Source organism: Mesorhizobium sp. WSM4841 (genome assembly GCF_055811515.1).
In genome coordinates, this window is record NZ_JBVVQC010000005.1 from 156106 (window position 1) to 172032 (window position 15927).

Here is a 15927-nt window from a genome sequence, read left to right on the forward strand (position 1 = left end):
CCCCCGCCTCCGCCCCCCCTTTCGGGGGGGGCCGCCGGGCGGGGGGCGCCCCCGGGCGCGGGCCGCCCCATAAACTTGGGTCCCACAACCCCCCGGGGCCCCGGGTGGCCCGGGGGCCCCCGAACCGGAAAACTCTCTTCCAGTCGTTAGCTTACGCCGGCAAATGCATCTTGCACGAGCAGATCCGGGCACGAGCAGATCCGGCAGATAGCCAGCTGGCTTGCCGCCGACCGCCTGGCCTTCATCGGTAACGCGCAAGAAATCGGCCGGGCATCCTCGCGGACACCCGGCCGTAAAGTCTTTTCAGAAAATAGAGTGCGGTTTACTTCTTGACCGCCGCCGCGACTTCCGCCGCGAAATCGGTTTCTTCCTTCTCGATGCCCTCGCCGAGCGCGAAGCGCAGATAGGCAGTGATCTTGGCCGGTGCGCCGATTTCCTTTTCGGCATCCGTCAGCGCCTTCTCGACGGTGATGTCGGGATTGAGCACGAAAGCCTGCTTGAGCAGCACGACCTCTTCGTAAAACTTGCGCAGACGGCCCTCGACCATCTTCTCGATGATCGCCTCCGGCTTGCCGGACTGACGCGCCTGGTCGGCGAAGATCGCCTTCTCGCGCTCGACCGCGGCCGGATCGAGCTGCTCCGTCGTCAGCGCCATTGGGTTGGTGGCGGCGACATGCATAGCGACCTGACGGGCAAAGGCGTTGGCGGCCTGCGCGTTGCCTGTCGTCTCGATGGCGACCAGCACGCCGAGCTTGCCAAGGCCGTCGGCAACCGCATTGTGGACGTAGGTTGCGACAGCGCCGTGCTCTACGGTGAGCTTGGCCGAACGGCGGAAGCCAAGATTCTCACCGATCGTGCCGACAGCATCCTTGATGGTGTCGGCGACCGACTTGTCCGAACCCGGATACGGTGCGGCTGCGACGGCCTCGGTCTTGCCGCCATAGGCGAGCGCGACCTTGGCGACCTTGGCGACGATCTCCTGGAAGGCGGCGTTGCGGGCAACGAAGTCGGTCTCAGAGTTGACCTCGACGACCGCCGCCTCGCGGATACCGGAATCGACGCCGATCAGGCCTTCGGCGGCAGTACGGCCGGCCTTCTTGTCGGCCTTGGAAATGCCCTTCTTGCGCAGCCAGTCGACGGCCTCTTCCATGTTGCCGTTGGTCTCGTTCAACGCCGCCTTGCAGTCCATCATGCCCGCGCCGGTCAAGTCGCGGAGTTCTTTGACCTGTGCAGCCGAAATGCTCATTGTCGCCTCTTTGTTTAAAATGCACCGACGCACCACCGGTCCTCGATGATGCGCCTGGCGCCAGCGCTTAGCGCGCCAAAATATGAGAAAGATGAAGGCCGAAACCGGCCTTCACTGCTACGCTTCCGGTGTCTGGGCAGCCGGTGTTTCGGCGGTCGGCGTCGGCTCGAGTGCCGGCTCGACCGGAGCCTCGGCCAAAGCGCCGACGTCGACGCCGAGCGCGCCCTGCTGGCGAGCGATGCCGTCGATTGCAGCCTTGGCGATCAGATCGCAATAGAGCTGGATGGCGCGGGCCGCGTCGTCATTGCCCGGAATCGGGAAATCGATCTTGTCCGGGTCGCAGTTGGAATCGATGATGGCGACGACCGGGATGCCGAGACGCTTGGCCTCGAGGATGGCGATCGCTTCCTTGTTGGTGTCGATCACGAACATCAGGTCGGGCGTCGAGCCCATGTCTTTGATGCCGCCCAGCGCCTTGTCGAGCTTCTCGCGCTCGCGATCAAGATTGAGGCGCTCCTTCTTGGTGAGCCCCTGGGCCTCGCCGGCCAGCATCTCGTCGAGCTTGCGCAGGCGCTGGATGGAATTCGAAATCGTCTTCCAGTTGGTCATCATGCCGCCGAGCCAGCGGGAGTTGACATAGTACTGGGCCGAGCGCTGCGCGGCGTCGGCGACGATGTCGGACGCCTGGCGCTTGGTGCCGACGAACAGCACGCGGCCACCCTTGGCGACGGTGTCGGAAACCTGCTTCAGCGCCTGGTGCAGCAGCGGCACCGTCTGCGAGAGGTCGATGATGTGGATGTTGTTGCGGGCGCCATAGATATAGGGCGCCATCTTCGGGTTCCAGCGGTGAGTCTGGTGGCCGAAGTGAATGCCAGCTTCCAAAAGCTGGCGCATGCTGAAATCAGGCAGAGCCATTCTTGAGTATCCTTTCCGGTTAGCCTCCACGGACACAGGCATTTCTGGACTTTGTCCTCGAACGCCACCGGAGGTTTCAGCCGGATTTCTCCCGGGCAGACACCAAAGTCCGTGTGTGGAATGAGCGCGCATATAGAGGGGATGCGCGACAAACGCAAGCGCTGCGGTGTCTTGCGGCTCAGCGTGCGGCGATCAGCGCACCGGTGCCGATCATGGCGCCGCCGGCAAACCTGTTCATCAAGCGCATCCGCCTTGGCGTCTTGAACCAGCTCGAAGCCTGCCCGGCAAGCACCGCATAGACGCCCATAGTGATAATGTTGACGCCGATCACGACCGCAACCACGAGCAGCCCCTCAGCGAAGGTCATTGCGTTGAGATCGAGGATCAACGGCATGATGGAGGCGTGGAACAGGATCGCCTTGGGATTGCCCAATGCGATGGAGATGCCGAGGTAAAACGATCGAGACAGTCTTGCCTGCGTTACCTCCAGTCCATTCGATCGCGCGGAAGCCGATCGCCACATCCTGATGCCAAGAAACATCAGATAGGCAGCACCCGCATATTTCAGGATGAGAAAAACCCATTCGAAGGTCTGTGCCAGTGCCACGAGACCGAGCAGCGCCAAAGTCACCAGCACCGCGTCGCCAGCGGCGATACCGAGGCCAGCCAGGAACGCGCGAACGAACCCGCGCGAGACGCCGTTGGCAATGACCGTGAATACCGCCGGGCCAGGCGTGGCGGCGGCGAATGTGATCGCAACGCAGTAAGCCAGAAATGCCGTCAACGTCATGGTCGTATCTTCCCCTTCGGCACCCGGACACGCCGGAAAACAGCAACGATCTCTTCGCGGCTACATTCGATGGCGCCTAGCCGCACCGCGCGGTCGCGCTCGAAGCCGGTTATGTCATAATGCGGCGCCGATGTCTTCGGCGGTCCCTGATAGGACGAACGCTTGATGCCGAGCTGTGCTGCAAAACGATGCAGCTCATCGGTGTCGTCGGCCAGCAGGTGACACCAGCGGTGGCCGACCCATTTCCAGATCGCCGCGTCGACATAAACCGCCATGAGGCTTGCCGCACTCCTTCATCTTGCGCCGACCAGCGGAGCCGCAGTTCACTTGGGGCCAAGATCCAAACGCTAGCGATGATAGAAGGGATTCGGATAGAAAATGAAGCCGCCGCCGGGTTCGAGTTCGGCTACTGTCGTGGTGACAGCCGCCTGCATACGGCTGTGCAGTTCGGCGAGCGCATCGTCGATCGAGCCCGGAAAGGCGTGCAATCCCAACGGTTCCGGCACCCGGATATGCGCGCAGCGCGGCCCGGCCGGCTGCGGCACGAAGCGGTTGATCGTGTCGCGCAGCGTGCCCTTGCAATAGTCGTTGCGGATGCGCTTCAGGTGCTCGGCGATCTCCTCTTGCGTGATGCGCGAGTTGGCTGAGGCCCACGGTCCGACGCGTTGGAGGCGCTGGATCGTGTCCGCCAGAGTGCGGACCTGTTTTTGCCTCTCAGCGTCACCGTTGTTTTCCCGCAGCCAGCGGCGCGACCGGCGCAAAAGCTCGGCGAACTCGTTGGCGCTGGGATCGACCGAAATACCCTCCCCCAGGCGCCGGCTCAATTCGAGCAGCAGTTGCGTCTGACGCGCTGCATACGAAGCCCGTTCGTCGGGCGCCATGCCACAGGCAATCTCATCGCGCGACAGCAGCGTCGCATAGATATGGTGGACGCGCTCCGGCAGCGTATCGGCGGCACGACGTTCGATCTTCAGGGTCTTCTCGACATACGCGCATTCCTGCGCCAGCGCCGGCTCGACATTTTTGGTGAAGGCGAGCTTCCAGACAACCGGCGCGATCCAAATCCTAGAATCCTGATCCGTGACGCGACCGCGCTTGAGCGCTTCGAACCCCATCTCGACCGCCCCTGGAAGAAGCGGACCGACGACATTGGCATGCCAGCCGACGCCGCCTTCGGGATGCAAGAGAACACCATGCCCGTTCAGCGCCCAGGCGATCGAGTGTTCCTTGGCAGCCCCACTGTTGCCGGGAATCTGGGCGATCAGATTGTTGGCCAGCCAGAATTTCTGCATGATCCGGCCGAGGCCGTTGACGACGCCATGCGTGGCCCAGGATGCCGCGAGCGGACTGACCTGCGAGACGATCTCCTTGTCGATCATCCAGTCGGTAAAGAATTCCGGATGGTTGGGCGTGATGAACGCCGCCTTGCCGGCGCCGCAACAGGCCTTCAGCCGCTGCCGGTCGTCGTCGGGAAAGTCGATATGACGGACATTGGCGACGCCGCGCAATCCGGCCAGGCGGTTGAACGGCAACAGGTCGCGAACCCCGGGAATGCCATGCAGCATGACAACCCGGTTGACGACAGTCATGATCCTGATCAGCGCCGGATTGGGCCTCGGCGCCACGAACACATCGATTCTGCTCAACCCACCCCCCGATCGACCCATCGGCGTAGAAGTTGAGATGCAATTGCGGCGTGTTCAAGTCATTCGCCGCCGCCTTGGGGGGCGTGGTTAACCTGAAGCCTATTTCGGCGGACAGACTTTCGACTGATCGAACAACGACAGATTGACCAGCTTGCCGGTCATCGAGAACTCGCCATAGTCCATGACGAGGTCGCGCGTGATGCCGTTGTCATGCAGCTTGAAGCTGATCCGGTACTCCGGCACCTCCTCGCCTGACTTGTCGGTGCCGTCGAAATAGGCGATGTCGACCGGCCAGTATTTGTCGGTGGCGAGTTTCGCCAGTGCCGGCGCTTCCGGATCAGCCTTGTCGGCATCGGCTTTCTTGCCGACGACAACGGTGGTGGTCATCACCTTGTCGGCATCTTCCGAGCCGTCGAACAGGTTGGTTTCGTAGAAATTTTCGCCCTTTTCGGCCTTGTCGATCAGTTCGGCCAGATGCTGGGTCGGAAACTGGGTGGCTGCGAGTTCGAGGCTGCTCTTCTCCGGCTTGTCGATGTCGACCTTGAGGCCCTTCGTCTCCTTCGTCGCGGTGCCCTTGACCTCCTTGTCGAGGTTCTGGTCGACGAAGGATTTTGTCACGAACGAGAACGTCTTGCCTTCGGCGTCCTCGAAAGTGGTCGTCTGCTGGTCGGTCAGCTTTGTTGCATTGTCGTTGGTGGCAATCTGGGTGACGAAGCGGAACTTCACCGTGTAGCCTTCGCAAGGCGAACCGTTGAACTCATAGACCATGCGGCCGGAAATGCCGGTGATGCCGGAGCGATCGGAGGCTTTGTCCAGGCTCAGATCATAAACCGCGCGATGCGCCTGCAGCGCCGGTACGGCAAAAGCCGGCGCCATCGAGAACACCGCCGGCAGCAGGACGGCGTGGAATGCGAGGCGTGTTGCGCGCATGAGGGGCTCCGATCATCGCGCCTGATGGCAGGCCGCAGGGAAAGAGGGTCCAGCTTAAAAAAAGTCGTGGCGGAAGCGAGGCAAAAATAGCAATTTCGGCCCGGCCTGCGCGGCGTCATCAAGCAATAGGGAAATACCATGAGTGAAACAATCGAAAAGCGGCTAAGCGATCTCGGCGTGACGCTTCCGGTCGCCGCCGCGCCCGCCGCCAACTACGTGCCCTATTCCAGGTCGGGCAATCTGCTGTTCACCGCCGGGCAGCTGCCGCTCAGCGAGGGCAAGCTGCAGGCGAGTGGGCTGCTCGGCCGCGATGTCGACACCGCAAGCGGCAAGGAAGCGGCAAAATACTGCGCGATCAACATATTGGCGCAGGCCAAGGCAGCCCTTGGCGATCTCAAGAAAATCCGCCGCCTGGTGAAGATCACCGTCTTCGTCGCCTCGGCGCCAGATTTTGTCGAACAGCACCTGGTTGCCAACGGCGCCTCGGATTTTCTGGTTGCAGTGCTCGGCGATCACGGCAAACATGCCCGCTCCGCCGTCGGCGCCGCCTCCCTGCCGCTTAATGCCGCAGTGGAAATCGAAGCCATCTTCGAAGTCGAATGAGCCTGTCATGACCGATCTTTCCTGGCTGACCGCCCGACCCGTTGCCCATCGCGGCCTCCACGACATGAACAAGACGCGCTGGGAGAACACGCTTTCCGCCTTTGCCGCGGCAGCCGAACGCGGCTATGCGATCGAATGCGATGTGCATCTGTCGTCTGACCGCATCCCGGTCGTCATTCACGACAGCGATCTGAAGCGGCTGACCGGCCAGGACGGCTTCGTCTGGCAGCGAACGGCAGCGGAGATGACTGCGCTCACGGTTGGCGGCACAGCAGACCATCTGCCGACCCTGCAGCAGGCACTCGACCTGGTCGATGGTCGTGTGCCGATGGTCGTCGAGCTGAAAGGGGTCCCCGGTCGGGACGAAGGCTTGGTGGAAAGCGTCGGCAAGATGCTCAAGCAGTACAAGGGCAAGGCGGCGATCATGTCGTTCGACCACTGGCTGATCCGCGATTTCCCGAAACACGCGCCCGGCATTCCGGGCGGGCTGACTGCTTATGGCAATGACGTCAAGCTGATCGAGGCGCATTTCGCGATGCTGGCGCACGACATCGCCTTCGCCTCCTACGCCGCCGGCGACCTGCCGAACCGGTTTGTCAGTTTCGTGCGCGAAAGGCTCAAAATGCCGGTCATCACCTGGACCGTGCTCGACCAACCGGCGGTCGACTTGACCTTTAGATACGCCGACCAAATGACATTCGAAGGATTCGAACCCGATCTTGTACAGGTCGCTTGAAACCGAGCTTGCATGGACCGGCACGGAGCTTAAATAAGCCTCATGGATCAAGGCGATGAAGGCGACGGGCAAACGGCGAATGGAGCGTATGCGATCCGGGTTGCCTCCGGCATCGGAGCCTTCACCTGCGCGGAATGGGATGGCCTCGGCGGTACCGCACGCGGCGACACAGAAAACGGCTACAACCCTCTCGTTTCATTCGCTTTTCTGAGCGCACTTGAGGATTCGGGCTGCGCCGTGCGGCGAACCGGCTGGCAGGGCCATCATCTCAGGCTGGAGACAGCGCAGGGAAAGCTGCTCGGTGCCGTTCCCTGCTACCTGAAATCGCATAGCCAGGGCGAGTATGTTTTCGATCACGGCTGGTCGGACGCGTTCGAGCGCGCCGGCGGGCGTTACTACCCAAAACTGCAATGCGCCGTGCCGTTCACGCCGGTCACCGGTCCTCGCCTGCTGGTCAATAAGGGCGGGGACAGTCGCGCCGTGAAAGCCGGCTTGGCAGCGGGCCTGAAGGCGGTGACGGACAAGCTCGGCGTGTCTTCCGCGCACGTAACCTTCGCGCAGCAGAAGGATGTCGGGGCGCTGGAAGCGGCGGGCTTCCTGCACCGCACCGACCAGCAGTTCCACTTCTTCAATGAAGGTTATTCGACCTACGACGATTTTCTCGCCACCCTGGCATCGCGCAAGCGCAAGGCAATGAAGAAGGAGCGGCGCGAGGCGCTCGCTCACGGCATCTCGATCGACTGGCTGACCGGCAGGGATCTCACCGAAAGGATCTGGGACGACTTCTTTGCCTTCTACATGGATACCGGCAGCAGAAAATGGGGGCGGCCCTACCTCAGCCGTGAGTTTTTCTCGATGATCGGCGAGCGCATGGCCGACGACATCCTGCTGGTGATGGCCAAGCGCAATGGACGCTACATTGCCGGCGCTATCAATTTCATCGGTTCCGATGCGCTCTACGGCCGCAACTGGGGCTGCATCGAAGACCATCCGTTCCTGCATTTCGAGGTCTGCTATCACCAGGCGATCGACTTCGCGATCGACCGTAAGCTGAAAGTGGTCGAAGCGGGCGCGCAAGGCGAGCACAAGCTGGCGCGCGGCTATAGGCCGGTGACCATGCATTCGGCGCATTACATCGCGCATTCGGGCTTGCGCAACGCAGTCGCCGACTATCTCAGGCGCGAGCGGCGCGAAGTGGAGCGGATGGGCGACTATCTTGAAGAGCACACACCGTTCCGCAAGGATATGGCGGACGATTAGGGCGACGTGCGTCCAATTGGACGCACAAAGTACGCTCTAACACTTTGAATCTCCGCATCGTACTTTCCGAAAATCAATTCCGATTTTCGGGTCGGTACGGTAGAGCAAGGCACAATCCGGAGCGCACGCCATGGCCGAAGCCACCTACGACAGCAGCAATATCTTCGCGAAAATCCTACGCGGTGAAATCCCGTCGCATCGCGTCTATGAAGATGACGCAGTTGTCGCCTTCATGGATGTGATGCCGCAAGGGCCGGGTCATACGCTGGTTGTGCCGAAGGCGCCGTCGCGCAACCTGCTCGATGCCGATCCGGCAGTGTTCGGCCCGCTCTTCGCAAATGTCCAGAAAGTTGCGCGGGCAGTAAAAAACGCTTTCGATGCCGATGGTGTCACAGTCATGCAGTTCAACGAGCCTGCTTCGGGCCAGACCGTCTTTCACCTCCATGTTCACATCATTCCACGCTTCGAGGGCATCCCCTTGAAGCCGCATAGCGGCCAGATGGAGAAACCAGAAGTGTTGGCTGAGAACGCCGGCAAGATACGAACGGCGCTGGGAAGCTGAAGCCGGGCGTCGCGCACCACGCCTTCGGCCACTCTTTATCCAATAAAAAAGCCCCGTTGCCGGGGCTTTTTAGCTTTCAGGTCATCACCCCTTGCGGGGCAGTTGCGGCACCAGGCTGCGCTTGCCGCCATCCTTGCCCTTAGGCTCCGCCTTCTGCGCGATCGCCTTTTTCGGGACGGGCTTCTTGATGGCAGCTTTCTTGGGTTTCGGCGTGTCGTCCGGTTCTTCCTTCTTCGGCTTGACCGGCGCCTCGTCGGCGAGTGACTCGAGCTTCAGGCCGGTCTCGCCGGTCTCCTTCTGCTCGACGGTGACACGCACCGTGCCGCCCTTCTTGAGCTTACCGAACAGCACCTCGTCGGCCAGTGGCTTCTTGATGTGCTCCTGGATGACCCGGCCGAGCGGCCGCGCACCCATTCGTTCGTCGTAGCCCTTCTCGGCCAGCCAGGCGATCGCCTCCTGCGACAGGTCGAAGGTAACGCCTCGCTCGGAAAGCTGGGCCTCAAGCTGCATGACAAACTTCTGCACCACCTGGTGGATGACCGGAATCGGCAGCGAGCCGAACGGGATGATCGCATCGAGACGGTTGCGGAACTCCGGCGTGAACAGCCGGTTGATCGCCTCGACATCGTCGCCTTCGCGCTTGGTCGAGCCGAAACCGATCGCCGCGCGCTGCGCATCCGAGGCGCCCGCGTTGGTGGTCATGATCAGGATGACATTGCGGAAGTCGATCTGCTTGCCGTTGTGGTCGGTCAGCTTGCCGTGGTCCATGACCTGCAACAGGATGTTGAACAGGTCCGGATGCGCCTTCTCGACCTCGTCCAGCAACAGCACGCAATGCGGATGCTGGTCGACGCCGTCGGTCAGCAGGCCGCCCTGGTCGAAGCCGACATAGCCGGGAGGCGCGCCGATCAGCCGCGAGACGGTGTGGCGTTCCATATATTCGGACATGTCGAAGCGGATCAGCTCGACACCGAGCGAGGCGGCGAGCTGCTTTGCCACTTCGGTCTTGCCGACGCCGGTCGGTCCCGAGAATAGATAGGAGCCGATCGGCTTCTCCGGTTCGCGCAAGCCTGCCCGCGCCAGCTTGATCGCCGAGGTCAACGCCGTGATCGCGGTGTCCTGACCGTAGACGACACGCTTCAGCTCGACGTCGAGACCGGCCAGCACCTTCTCGTCGTCGGCGGAAACCGTCTTCGGCGGAATGCGGGCGATGGTGGCGATCGTCGCTTCGATCTCCTTGATGCCGATGGTCTTCTTGCGCTTGGCCTCCGGCACCAGCATCTGCGAGGCGCCGGTCTCGTCGATCACGTCGATCGCCTTGTCCGGCAGCTTGCGGTCGTTGATGTAGCGCGCCGACAATTCGACCGAAGCCTTGATCGCCTCAGCCGTGTAGCGGACCTTGTGGAACTCCTCGAAATACGGCTTCAGACCCTTCATGATCTCGATGGCGTCTTCGATGGTCGGCTCGTTGACGTCGATCTTCTGGAAGCGCCGCACCAAAGCGCGGTCCTTCTCGAAGAACTGGCGGAACTCCTTGTAGGTGGTCGAGCCGATGCAGCGGATCGTTCCGGACGACAGCGCCGGCTTCAACAGGTTCGACGCATCCATGGCGCCGCCCGACGTCGCCCCTGCCCCGATCACCGTGTGGATCTCGTCGATGAACAGAACCGCGCCCGGATAATCCTCGAGTTCCTTGACGACCTGCTTCAGCCGCTCCTCGAAATCGCCGCGATAGCGGGTGCCGGCCAGCAATGTTCCCATGTCGAGCGCGAAGATGGTGGCGTTGTGCAGAACTTCAGGCACGTCGCCCTCGACGATGCGCTTCGCAAGGCCTTCGGCGATCGCCGTCTTGCCGACGCCGGGGTCGCCGACATAGAGCGGATTGTTCTTGGAGCGGCGGCACAGCACCTGGATGGTGCGGTTGATCTCGGACTCGCGGCCGATCAGCGGATCGATCTTGCCGGCCTTGGCCTTGTTGTTCAGATTGACGCAATAGGCGGTCAGCGCGTCCTGCTGCTGCTTTTTCTTGCCGCCGTCCTCTTGCGGCTCGGCTCCGCTCTGGCCGCCCTGCTCGTCGTCGGCGCCGCGCGGCGACCGCGTCTCGGATGCGCCGGGACGCTTGGCGATGCCATGCGAGATGTAGTTGACCGCGTCGTAGCGGGTCATCTGCTGTTCCTGCAGGAAATAGGCGGCATGGCTCTCGCGCTCGGCGAAGATGGCAACGAGCACGTTGGCGCCGGAGACTTCCTCGCGGCCGGACGACTGCACATGGATCACCGCGCGCTGGATGACGCGCTGGAAACCGGCCGTCGGCTTGGAATCCTCGTCATAGCCGGTAACGAGATTGTCGAGCTCGGTGTCGATATAGGTGAGAACCGTATGCTTCAACTCGTCGAGATCGACGTTGCAGGCCCGCATGACCGCGGCCGCCTCGGTGTCGTCGATAAGGGCGAGCAGCAAATGTTCAAGGGTTGCGTATTCGTGGTGCCGCTCATTGGCGAGCGTCAGCGCCTGGTGAAGCGCCTTTTCCAGGCCTTGGGAGAAAGCCGGCATGTTACCTCACTTCTTCTCCATCACGCATTGCAGCGGATGCTGATTCTGTCGGGCGAAATCCATGACCTGAGACACTTTGGTCTCGGCCACCTCGAATGTATAGACCCCGCACTCGCCCACTCCATGATTGTGAACATGGAGCATGATGCGGGTGGCGGCTTCACGGTCCTTCTGGAAAAAACGCTCCAGCACGTGAACCACGAATTCCATGGGCGTGTAGTCGTCGTTGAGAATGAGGACCCGATAAAGGCTAGGCTTCTTGATCTTGGTCTTGGTGCGCGTGATGACGGCCGTGCCGCGACCGGCCTCATTGCCGTCGCCGCCGTTTTGCATCCGCACTACATCTCTCGTGGCAGTCAAACCAATCGTCACGTAGCCCTGCCTTTTCGAATCCCCATATGAGTTCGACATGTAGGTCTTCGATGGACGATTTTAAGCCCTTCTGTTTAGCTGACAATATGGCTAGGTGGCCAAACTTGACCGATTTTTCGAAATCGTGAAGGCAGCAGAGCCCTCTTTTCAAATTGCCATGAAAAAACCCGGCCGCGCGTTCGCGACCGGGTCTGTCTTGCAGGCCCGAGGGCCATCTTCACATTATAGCGAGATTATTTCGCTTTTGCGACCATTGATTCGAACGGCTTGTAGGCCTCTTTGGCGAGTTCGGCATAGAGATCGCCGATCTTGGTCGCTTCGGTGACGAAGGCTTCGTACGATTGCTTGGCAAAATCGGACTGGATCTCGATCGCCTTCTCCAGCGACTTGGCCGACAAAAGTTTCTCGGCTGCTGCGCTGCCGGCCTCGAAGCTTTTCTTGGTGTACTCGCCCGCCTCGGTGGCGATGGCCTGCGCACCCTTGGAAAGGGATGCGAAGCTCTTCAAGCCGGTGTCGGCAAACTCCTTGCCGTATTTGCTGAAATCTTCATAGGTCTGAGTCATTTCACGCTCCCTTGACAGTTGACGTTGAACAGTAGACGCGCCCTGTCCGGGGCCGCGTTGTGCAATGCAAGTTATATATTGTGCACTGCACAAAAAGTCAATGTTTCACCGAGAGCGGTTCCAGCCGACCGGCGCGGCATACAGGCCCAGCCACCGGCAATGGCTAAGATTCGAATAAAGAGAAGCTCAAGCCCGAGGAAAATGGTGAACACGGTGGTTACCATAAACGGATTGGTAACGCTGACCGCGATAGCTTGCTTGAAGTGAGGCAGGACCTTTGCCGCCTCCAGCAACAAAAAATTCAAAGGAACCATCGGTGCGTCAGGCGTTGTCGGGCATTCTCTCCAAATCCTCGTCCTCTTTGAAAACGATCATGATCCTCGCTTTGGCGATGACATTCGTCGTTGCCGACGCTGCTTCGTCGATGGCGGCGAGGTCAGCGGCCATCGTCATCGATGCCAAGACCGGCAAGGTGCTTTATTCTTCGAATGCCGATGGTCGGCGCTACCCGGCCTCGCTCACCAAGATGATGACGCTTTACCTGGCCTTCGAGGCCATGGCGAACGGCAAGGTCAGCAAGAACTCCCGGGTCGTCTTCTCGGCCAATGCTGCTGCTGAACCGCCAACGAAACTCGGCGTCAGACGGGGCGGCGCGATCACGGTCGAGACCGCGATCCTATCGATGGTGACCAAGTCGGCAAACGACTCGGCAACGGCGCTCGGCGAGCTTCTTGGTGGCAATGAAGCCAATTTCGCCCACATGATGACAGCCAAGGCGCGGGCGCTGGGCATGAAGGGGACCGTTTTCCGCAACGCCCACGGCTTGCCAAATCCCGGTCAATTCACGACCGCGCGCGACATGGCGGTGCTCGGCATCGCGCTGCGGGAGCATTTTCCGCAGTATTACGGCTATTTCTCGCAGCGTTCCTTTCTCTACGGCCGCAAGCGCATCAACGGCCATAACCGCCTGCTTGGGCGCATCAAGGGCGTCGACGGTATCAAGACCGGTTACACCCGCGCCTCCGGCTACAATCTCGTTTCCTCGGTCGACGACGGCGATCGCCGCATCGTCGCAGTGATCATAGGCGGGAAATCCGGCGGCAGCCGCGACAACCAGATGGCCGCATTGATCAACACCTACATGCCGAAGGCATCCTCGCGCGGCAGCGGCATGCTGATCGCCAAGGCCAGCGGCGGCAATCCCATCACCGCGCTGGCAAAAGTGTTCCTGCCCAAGCGCGATGCGCCGACGCCGGACAGCAGGCCGGACGACGATGCCCCGGACGGCGATGCCATTGCCTCGCTAGTTGAGGAAACCGAGCCCTCCGTTGAAGAAACCAGCCCCGTCGCCCAGACCAGGCCCGTCTCTCAGACCAAGAAGGTCAACACAGTGGCCGCGGCCACGGCGGACGATGTGGCGACGGCACGGGTCGCAGCTGCCTACGCCGAACCGGCGGCGGTCGATCCCGTCAACACCGCATCGGTGCCGTCCGGTTGGGCAGTCCAGGTCGCCTCTTCGCCAAAACAATCCGAAGCCCAGGCTCTCCTGGACGAGACGAGCAAGCAGGCGCCTTCGATCCTCGCCGATGCCACAGGTTTCACCGTCGCCTTCGAAAAGGACGGCGTCACCTACTACCGCGCCCGGTTCGGCTTTGGTTCGAAGACTGCCGCCTGGAAAGCCTGCAACGCCCTGAAGAAAAAGAAAATCGAGTGCTACGCCGTCCAGCAATAGACGGCGTCGAAAACATCTCCCGGAAAAATTCTGCGTCGAAGGAGACTAGTTGTGATCGGAGAGCAAGACGTCCTTGGCTTCATTGATCCGCGCCGCCAGAAAAGAAGTGCCGCCGATATCGGGGTGCAAGCGCTGCATCAGGCGGCGGTGCGCCTTGCGGACATCCGCCGCGGCGGCCCCCGCTTCAAGACCAAGGATCTTGTAGGCCTCCTCCTTAGTCATGGCGCCCGAACCTGGCGAAACACCCAGCCCGTCGCCACCATTCGCCTCAGCGTCTTTGCGCCAGATGGGAAATCTGCCGTCAAGATACGTCTCTAGCAACTGGCGGCTCTCCGGGTCGCCGGGGAGTTCGCGATAAAGCTGCTGCAATTCCGCAAGGCTCATCGTGCCAAGCATCTTGCCTTCATGGCGGCCGGCGAGCACGAGCCCCTCCAGACTGCCGGTATCGTGATCAAGCTCCATTTCGAGTGCCGCGGTGCGCACCGTCGAATGCTTGCCCGGCTCCAGTTTCGCCGTCGGCCGCTTCATCCGCATCGAGCCATACCAGGCGAGCGCCGTCGACAGGATCAAGCCGCCGATGCCTTCGCGTCCGACCAGAAGCACGGCGACGCCGATCAGCGCCAGCAGGACGGGGCCAAGCGTCCTCATCCCGCTTGCGAGTTTCGCGGGGTCGGCGCGGAGAAATACCGTGGCCACGCCGAGCAGCACCAAAAGCAACGCCACGAATGCGATAATCGCGCCCATTATTTCCTGCCGCCTCGCAGATGCTCGATCATCAGCCGGTCTTCCGGCCTCCCCCTGGCCTCCAGTGCCTTCAGCCCGCCGGTTGCAAACACGGCGACCGCCGAAAGCAGGCTGGCCAAGGTTGCGGCCGCCCGCCGATCAAATCGAAACCAAGCCCCTTTGGACAGCCGCGCAATTTCCTTGAATGCCTTTTCCGCCTCGGCATCGTGGCCCTCCTGAAAGACGAAGACAGGAACGCCGTGCAGGCCGAGGCTGCCGGCCTTTTCGGCCAGGTCGTCTATATTTTCTTCCATCGCATCGCCGATATAGACCAGCGCGTTGACCTTGGCCGCCGCCGTCTGTTTCAGCGCATGGGCGAGCACCTTGCCGATCTGGGTATGGCCGCTGCGGCATTCGATCCGCGTCATCAGCTGCTTCAGCGCGTCCGTATCGGTGACGAAAGCGGATGAGCGGCACTCGCCAAGACCACGAAAATAAACCAGTTGGACCTTGAGCGCCCCGGCCTTGCCGACGGCGTCGAACATCTCGCCCTGCAGCGCACAGGCGAGATCCCAGGTCGGCTGGCGGCTCATCGTCGCGTCGAGGGAAAGGATCAGCCTGCCTGAACCGGTCGCGGACGCAGCGAGCGTCCTCGCCTGACGGATAAAGGCGTCGATCTCGCCGGTGCTCGATTGGAACTCGACCGGCGCAGGATTGGCCTTTGCGGGCACGGGCTGCTTCTTGTCGCTCATGACATTCAAGATGTGGCGTTGTCGCACAGCTTGCAAGCCCAGCATGAGGCGACTGGAGGGCCAGCGGTCACGGCAGCTTTGAATTTTGGGGGGCCTTCCTAGAGAAGGCCGAGATCGGCAAGCTCGCGCCTGAGTTTCGGCGGCATCTCGACCAGTCCCGCTTTACCCTTGCCGAGATCGGCCGGTGCGTCCGACGGTTTCAGGTAGCGCCAGCCTTGAAAGGCGCGGCGCGGCTGCCATTCGGTGCGCACGACCGCGGGATCGAGCATCAGATGACAGCGGCCGATGCCGTCGTCATCGGTGAAAGGACGGATCTCCGTGATCAACTGGCGGCATTGCACATTGCCCTTGATCACCCAGTAGAGGGAACCGCCATCGGTAACCTCGGCGCCGCGCGTCGGCATCATGCGGGTGGTGTGGTAGTGCTCGACCGGTTCACCGGCGCGCCGCCGTTCGTCGAGGCGGAAGGCGATCCACCCTTCGAGGTCCTCGACGCTGTCGCAGCCGACACAGAGCTTTATGAGATTGAGAGACATGGATTAAG

The 15927-nt window shown here is 61.5% G+C and carries 18 protein-coding genes; 5 read left to right on the forward strand and 13 right to left on the reverse strand.

The window, feature by feature from the left end:
* Positions 1 to 322: 322 nt before the first annotated feature.
* The 6 genes from tsf to AC0L14_RS08135 all read right to left on the reverse strand — a co-directional run bounded on the left by tsf (position 323) and on the right by AC0L14_RS08135 (position 5527).
* Positions 323 to 1246 (reverse strand): translation elongation factor Ts, encoded by a 924-nt coding sequence (gene tsf / locus AC0L14_RS08110; protein WP_473487013.1) that lies wholly within the window; start codon positions 1244 to 1246, stop codon positions 323 to 325.
* Between the two features lie 117 nt (positions 1247 to 1363).
* Positions 1364 to 2161, reverse strand: a complete 798-nt coding sequence (rpsB, locus tag AC0L14_RS08115; protein ID WP_095492864.1) for a 30S ribosomal protein S2 — start codon at positions 2159 to 2161, stop codon at positions 1364 to 1366.
* A gap of 178 nt (positions 2162 to 2339) precedes the next feature.
* The gene (locus AC0L14_RS08120; RefSeq protein ID WP_473487014.1) at positions 2340 to 2951 is read right to left on the reverse strand and encodes a LysE family translocator; all 612 of its coding nucleotides are present in this window, start codon (positions 2949 to 2951) and stop codon (positions 2340 to 2342) included.
* Positions 2948 to 3226 carry a DUF4031 domain-containing protein gene (locus tag AC0L14_RS08125; RefSeq protein ID WP_095492862.1) on the reverse strand — a complete coding sequence of 93 codons (279 nt, stop codon included), beginning with the start codon at positions 3224 to 3226 and terminating at the stop codon, positions 2948 to 2950. Before AC0L14_RS08125 ends, AC0L14_RS08120 begins: the two co-directional genes overlap by 4 nt.
* A 72-nt stretch (positions 3227 to 3298) precedes the next feature.
* Positions 3299 to 4597: a hypothetical protein gene (locus tag AC0L14_RS08130; protein ID WP_473749130.1), complete on the reverse strand. Its 1299-nt coding sequence runs from the start codon at positions 4595 to 4597 to the stop codon at positions 3299 to 3301.
* A gap of 99 nt (positions 4598 to 4696) precedes the next feature.
* Positions 4697 to 5527 carry a cell envelope integrity EipB family protein gene (locus AC0L14_RS08135; protein WP_065009579.1) on the reverse strand — a complete coding sequence of 277 codons (831 nt, stop codon included), beginning with the start codon at positions 5525 to 5527 and terminating at the stop codon, positions 4697 to 4699.
* 138 nt (positions 5528 to 5665) lie between these two features.
* On the opposite strand from AC0L14_RS08135, the gene AC0L14_RS08140 reads away from it, so the two are divergent.
* From AC0L14_RS08140 to AC0L14_RS08155, 4 genes are all read left to right on the forward strand, one after another.
* A complete protein-coding gene (locus tag AC0L14_RS08140) occupies positions 5666 to 6130 on the forward strand; it encodes a RidA family protein (protein ID WP_123145841.1) in 465 nt (154 codons plus the stop codon).
* 7 nt (positions 6131 to 6137) lie between these two features.
* Entirely contained in the window at positions 6138 to 6866 is a 729-nt protein-coding gene (locus AC0L14_RS08145) for a glycerophosphodiester phosphodiesterase (RefSeq protein ID WP_473487016.1), read from the forward strand.
* 42 nt (positions 6867 to 6908) lie between these two features.
* A complete protein-coding gene (locus tag AC0L14_RS08150; protein ID WP_473487017.1) occupies positions 6909 to 8126 on the forward strand; it encodes a GNAT family N-acetyltransferase in 1218 nt (405 codons plus the stop codon).
* Positions 8127 to 8256: 130 nt separating this feature from the next.
* The gene (locus AC0L14_RS08155) at positions 8257 to 8688 is read left to right on the forward strand and encodes an HIT family protein (protein ID WP_473749132.1); all 432 of its coding nucleotides are present in this window, start codon (positions 8257 to 8259) and stop codon (positions 8686 to 8688) included.
* An 84-nt stretch (positions 8689 to 8772) separates the two neighbouring features.
* Here AC0L14_RS08155 and clpA read toward each other — a convergent pair whose 3' ends face one another.
* The 4 genes from clpA to AC0L14_RS08175 all read right to left on the reverse strand — a co-directional run bounded on the left by clpA (position 8773) and on the right by AC0L14_RS08175 (position 12490).
* Positions 8773 to 11241 carry an ATP-dependent Clp protease ATP-binding subunit ClpA gene (gene clpA / locus AC0L14_RS08160; protein WP_473487019.1) on the reverse strand — a complete coding sequence of 823 codons (2469 nt, stop codon included), beginning with the start codon at positions 11239 to 11241 and terminating at the stop codon, positions 8773 to 8775.
* A 6-nt stretch (positions 11242 to 11247) separates the two neighbouring features.
* Positions 11248 to 11574 (reverse strand): ATP-dependent Clp protease adapter ClpS, encoded by a 327-nt coding sequence (gene clpS / locus AC0L14_RS08165; RefSeq protein ID WP_473487098.1) that lies wholly within the window; start codon positions 11572 to 11574, stop codon positions 11248 to 11250.
* 272 nt (positions 11575 to 11846) lie between these two features.
* A complete protein-coding gene (locus AC0L14_RS08170; RefSeq protein ID WP_123145836.1) occupies positions 11847 to 12176 on the reverse strand; it encodes a phasin family protein in 330 nt (109 codons plus the stop codon).
* Between the two features lie 71 nt (positions 12177 to 12247).
* Positions 12248 to 12490, reverse strand: a complete 243-nt coding sequence (locus AC0L14_RS08175) for a hypothetical protein (RefSeq protein ID WP_473487020.1) — start codon at positions 12488 to 12490, stop codon at positions 12248 to 12250.
* A 2-nt stretch (positions 12491 to 12492) separates the two neighbouring features.
* On the opposite strand from AC0L14_RS08175, the gene AC0L14_RS08180 reads away from it, so the two are divergent.
* Positions 12493 to 13908 (forward strand): D-alanyl-D-alanine carboxypeptidase, encoded by a 1416-nt coding sequence (locus AC0L14_RS08180; RefSeq protein WP_473749133.1) that lies wholly within the window; start codon positions 12493 to 12495, stop codon positions 13906 to 13908.
* A gap of 45 nt (positions 13909 to 13953) precedes the next feature.
* Here the strand turns inward: AC0L14_RS08180 and AC0L14_RS08185 are convergent, their stop codons facing one another.
* From AC0L14_RS08185 to AC0L14_RS08195, 3 genes are all read right to left on the reverse strand, one after another.
* Positions 13954 to 14652, reverse strand: coding sequence for a DnaJ domain-containing protein (locus AC0L14_RS08185; protein ID WP_473487022.1), 699 nt, complete (start codon positions 14650 to 14652; stop codon positions 13954 to 13956).
* Entirely contained in the window at positions 14652 to 15383 is a 732-nt protein-coding gene (locus AC0L14_RS08190) for a vWA domain-containing protein (RefSeq protein ID WP_473487023.1), read from the reverse strand. The genes AC0L14_RS08185 and AC0L14_RS08190 overlap by 1 nt, the downstream gene beginning before the upstream one ends.
* A gap of 98 nt (positions 15384 to 15481) precedes the next feature.
* Positions 15482 to 15919: a DUF1489 family protein gene (locus AC0L14_RS08195; RefSeq protein ID WP_473487024.1), complete on the reverse strand. Its 438-nt coding sequence runs from the start codon at positions 15917 to 15919 to the stop codon at positions 15482 to 15484.
* Positions 15920 to 15927: the final 8 nt, after the last annotated feature.

Bases quoted from the DNA above. Each gene is read 5' to 3' on its own strand.
- tsf (WP_473487013.1), bottom strand. From the start codon at position 1,246: ATGAGCATTTCGGCTGCACAGGTCAAAGAACTCCGCGACTTGACCGGC.
- rpsB (WP_095492864.1), bottom strand. From the start codon at position 2,161: ATGGCTCTGCCTGATTTCAGCATGCGCCAGCTTTTGGAAGCTGGCATT.
- AC0L14_RS08120 (WP_473487014.1), bottom strand. From the start codon at position 2,951: ATGACGTTGACGGCATTTCTGGCTTACTGCGTTGCGATCACATTCGCC.
- AC0L14_RS08125 (WP_095492862.1), bottom strand. From the start codon at position 3,226: ATGGCGGTTTATGTCGACGCGGCGATCTGGAAATGGGTCGGCCACCGC.
- AC0L14_RS08135 (WP_065009579.1), bottom strand. From the start codon at position 5,527: ATGCGCGCAACACGCCTCGCATTCCACGCCGTCCTGCTGCCGGCGGTG.
- AC0L14_RS08140 (WP_123145841.1), top strand. From the start codon at position 5,666: ATGAGTGAAACAATCGAAAAGCGGCTAAGCGATCTCGGCGTGACGCTT.
- AC0L14_RS08145 (WP_473487016.1), top strand. From the start codon at position 6,138: ATGACCGATCTTTCCTGGCTGACCGCCCGACCCGTTGCCCATCGCGGC.
- AC0L14_RS08150 (WP_473487017.1), top strand. From the start codon at position 6,909: ATGGATCAAGGCGATGAAGGCGACGGGCAAACGGCGAATGGAGCGTAT.
- AC0L14_RS08155 (WP_473749132.1), top strand. From the start codon at position 8,257: ATGGCCGAAGCCACCTACGACAGCAGCAATATCTTCGCGAAAATCCTA.
- clpA (WP_473487019.1), bottom strand. From the start codon at position 11,241: ATGCCGGCTTTCTCCCAAGGCCTGGAAAAGGCGCTTCACCAGGCGCTG.
- clpS (WP_473487098.1), bottom strand. From the start codon at position 11,574: ATGCAAAACGGCGGCGACGGCAATGAGGCCGGTCGCGGCACGGCCGTC.
- AC0L14_RS08170 (WP_123145836.1), bottom strand. From the start codon at position 12,176: ATGACTCAGACCTATGAAGATTTCAGCAAATACGGCAAGGAGTTTGCC.
- AC0L14_RS08175 (WP_473487020.1), bottom strand. From the start codon at position 12,490: ATGGTTCCTTTGAATTTTTTGTTGCTGGAGGCGGCAAAGGTCCTGCCT.
- AC0L14_RS08185 (WP_473487022.1), bottom strand. From the start codon at position 14,652: ATGGGCGCGATTATCGCATTCGTGGCGTTGCTTTTGGTGCTGCTCGGC.
- AC0L14_RS08190 (WP_473487023.1), bottom strand. From the start codon at position 15,383: ATGAGCGACAAGAAGCAGCCCGTGCCCGCAAAGGCCAATCCTGCGCCG.
- AC0L14_RS08195 (WP_473487024.1), bottom strand. From the start codon at position 15,919: ATGTCTCTCAATCTCATAAAGCTCTGTGTCGGCTGCGACAGCGTCGAG.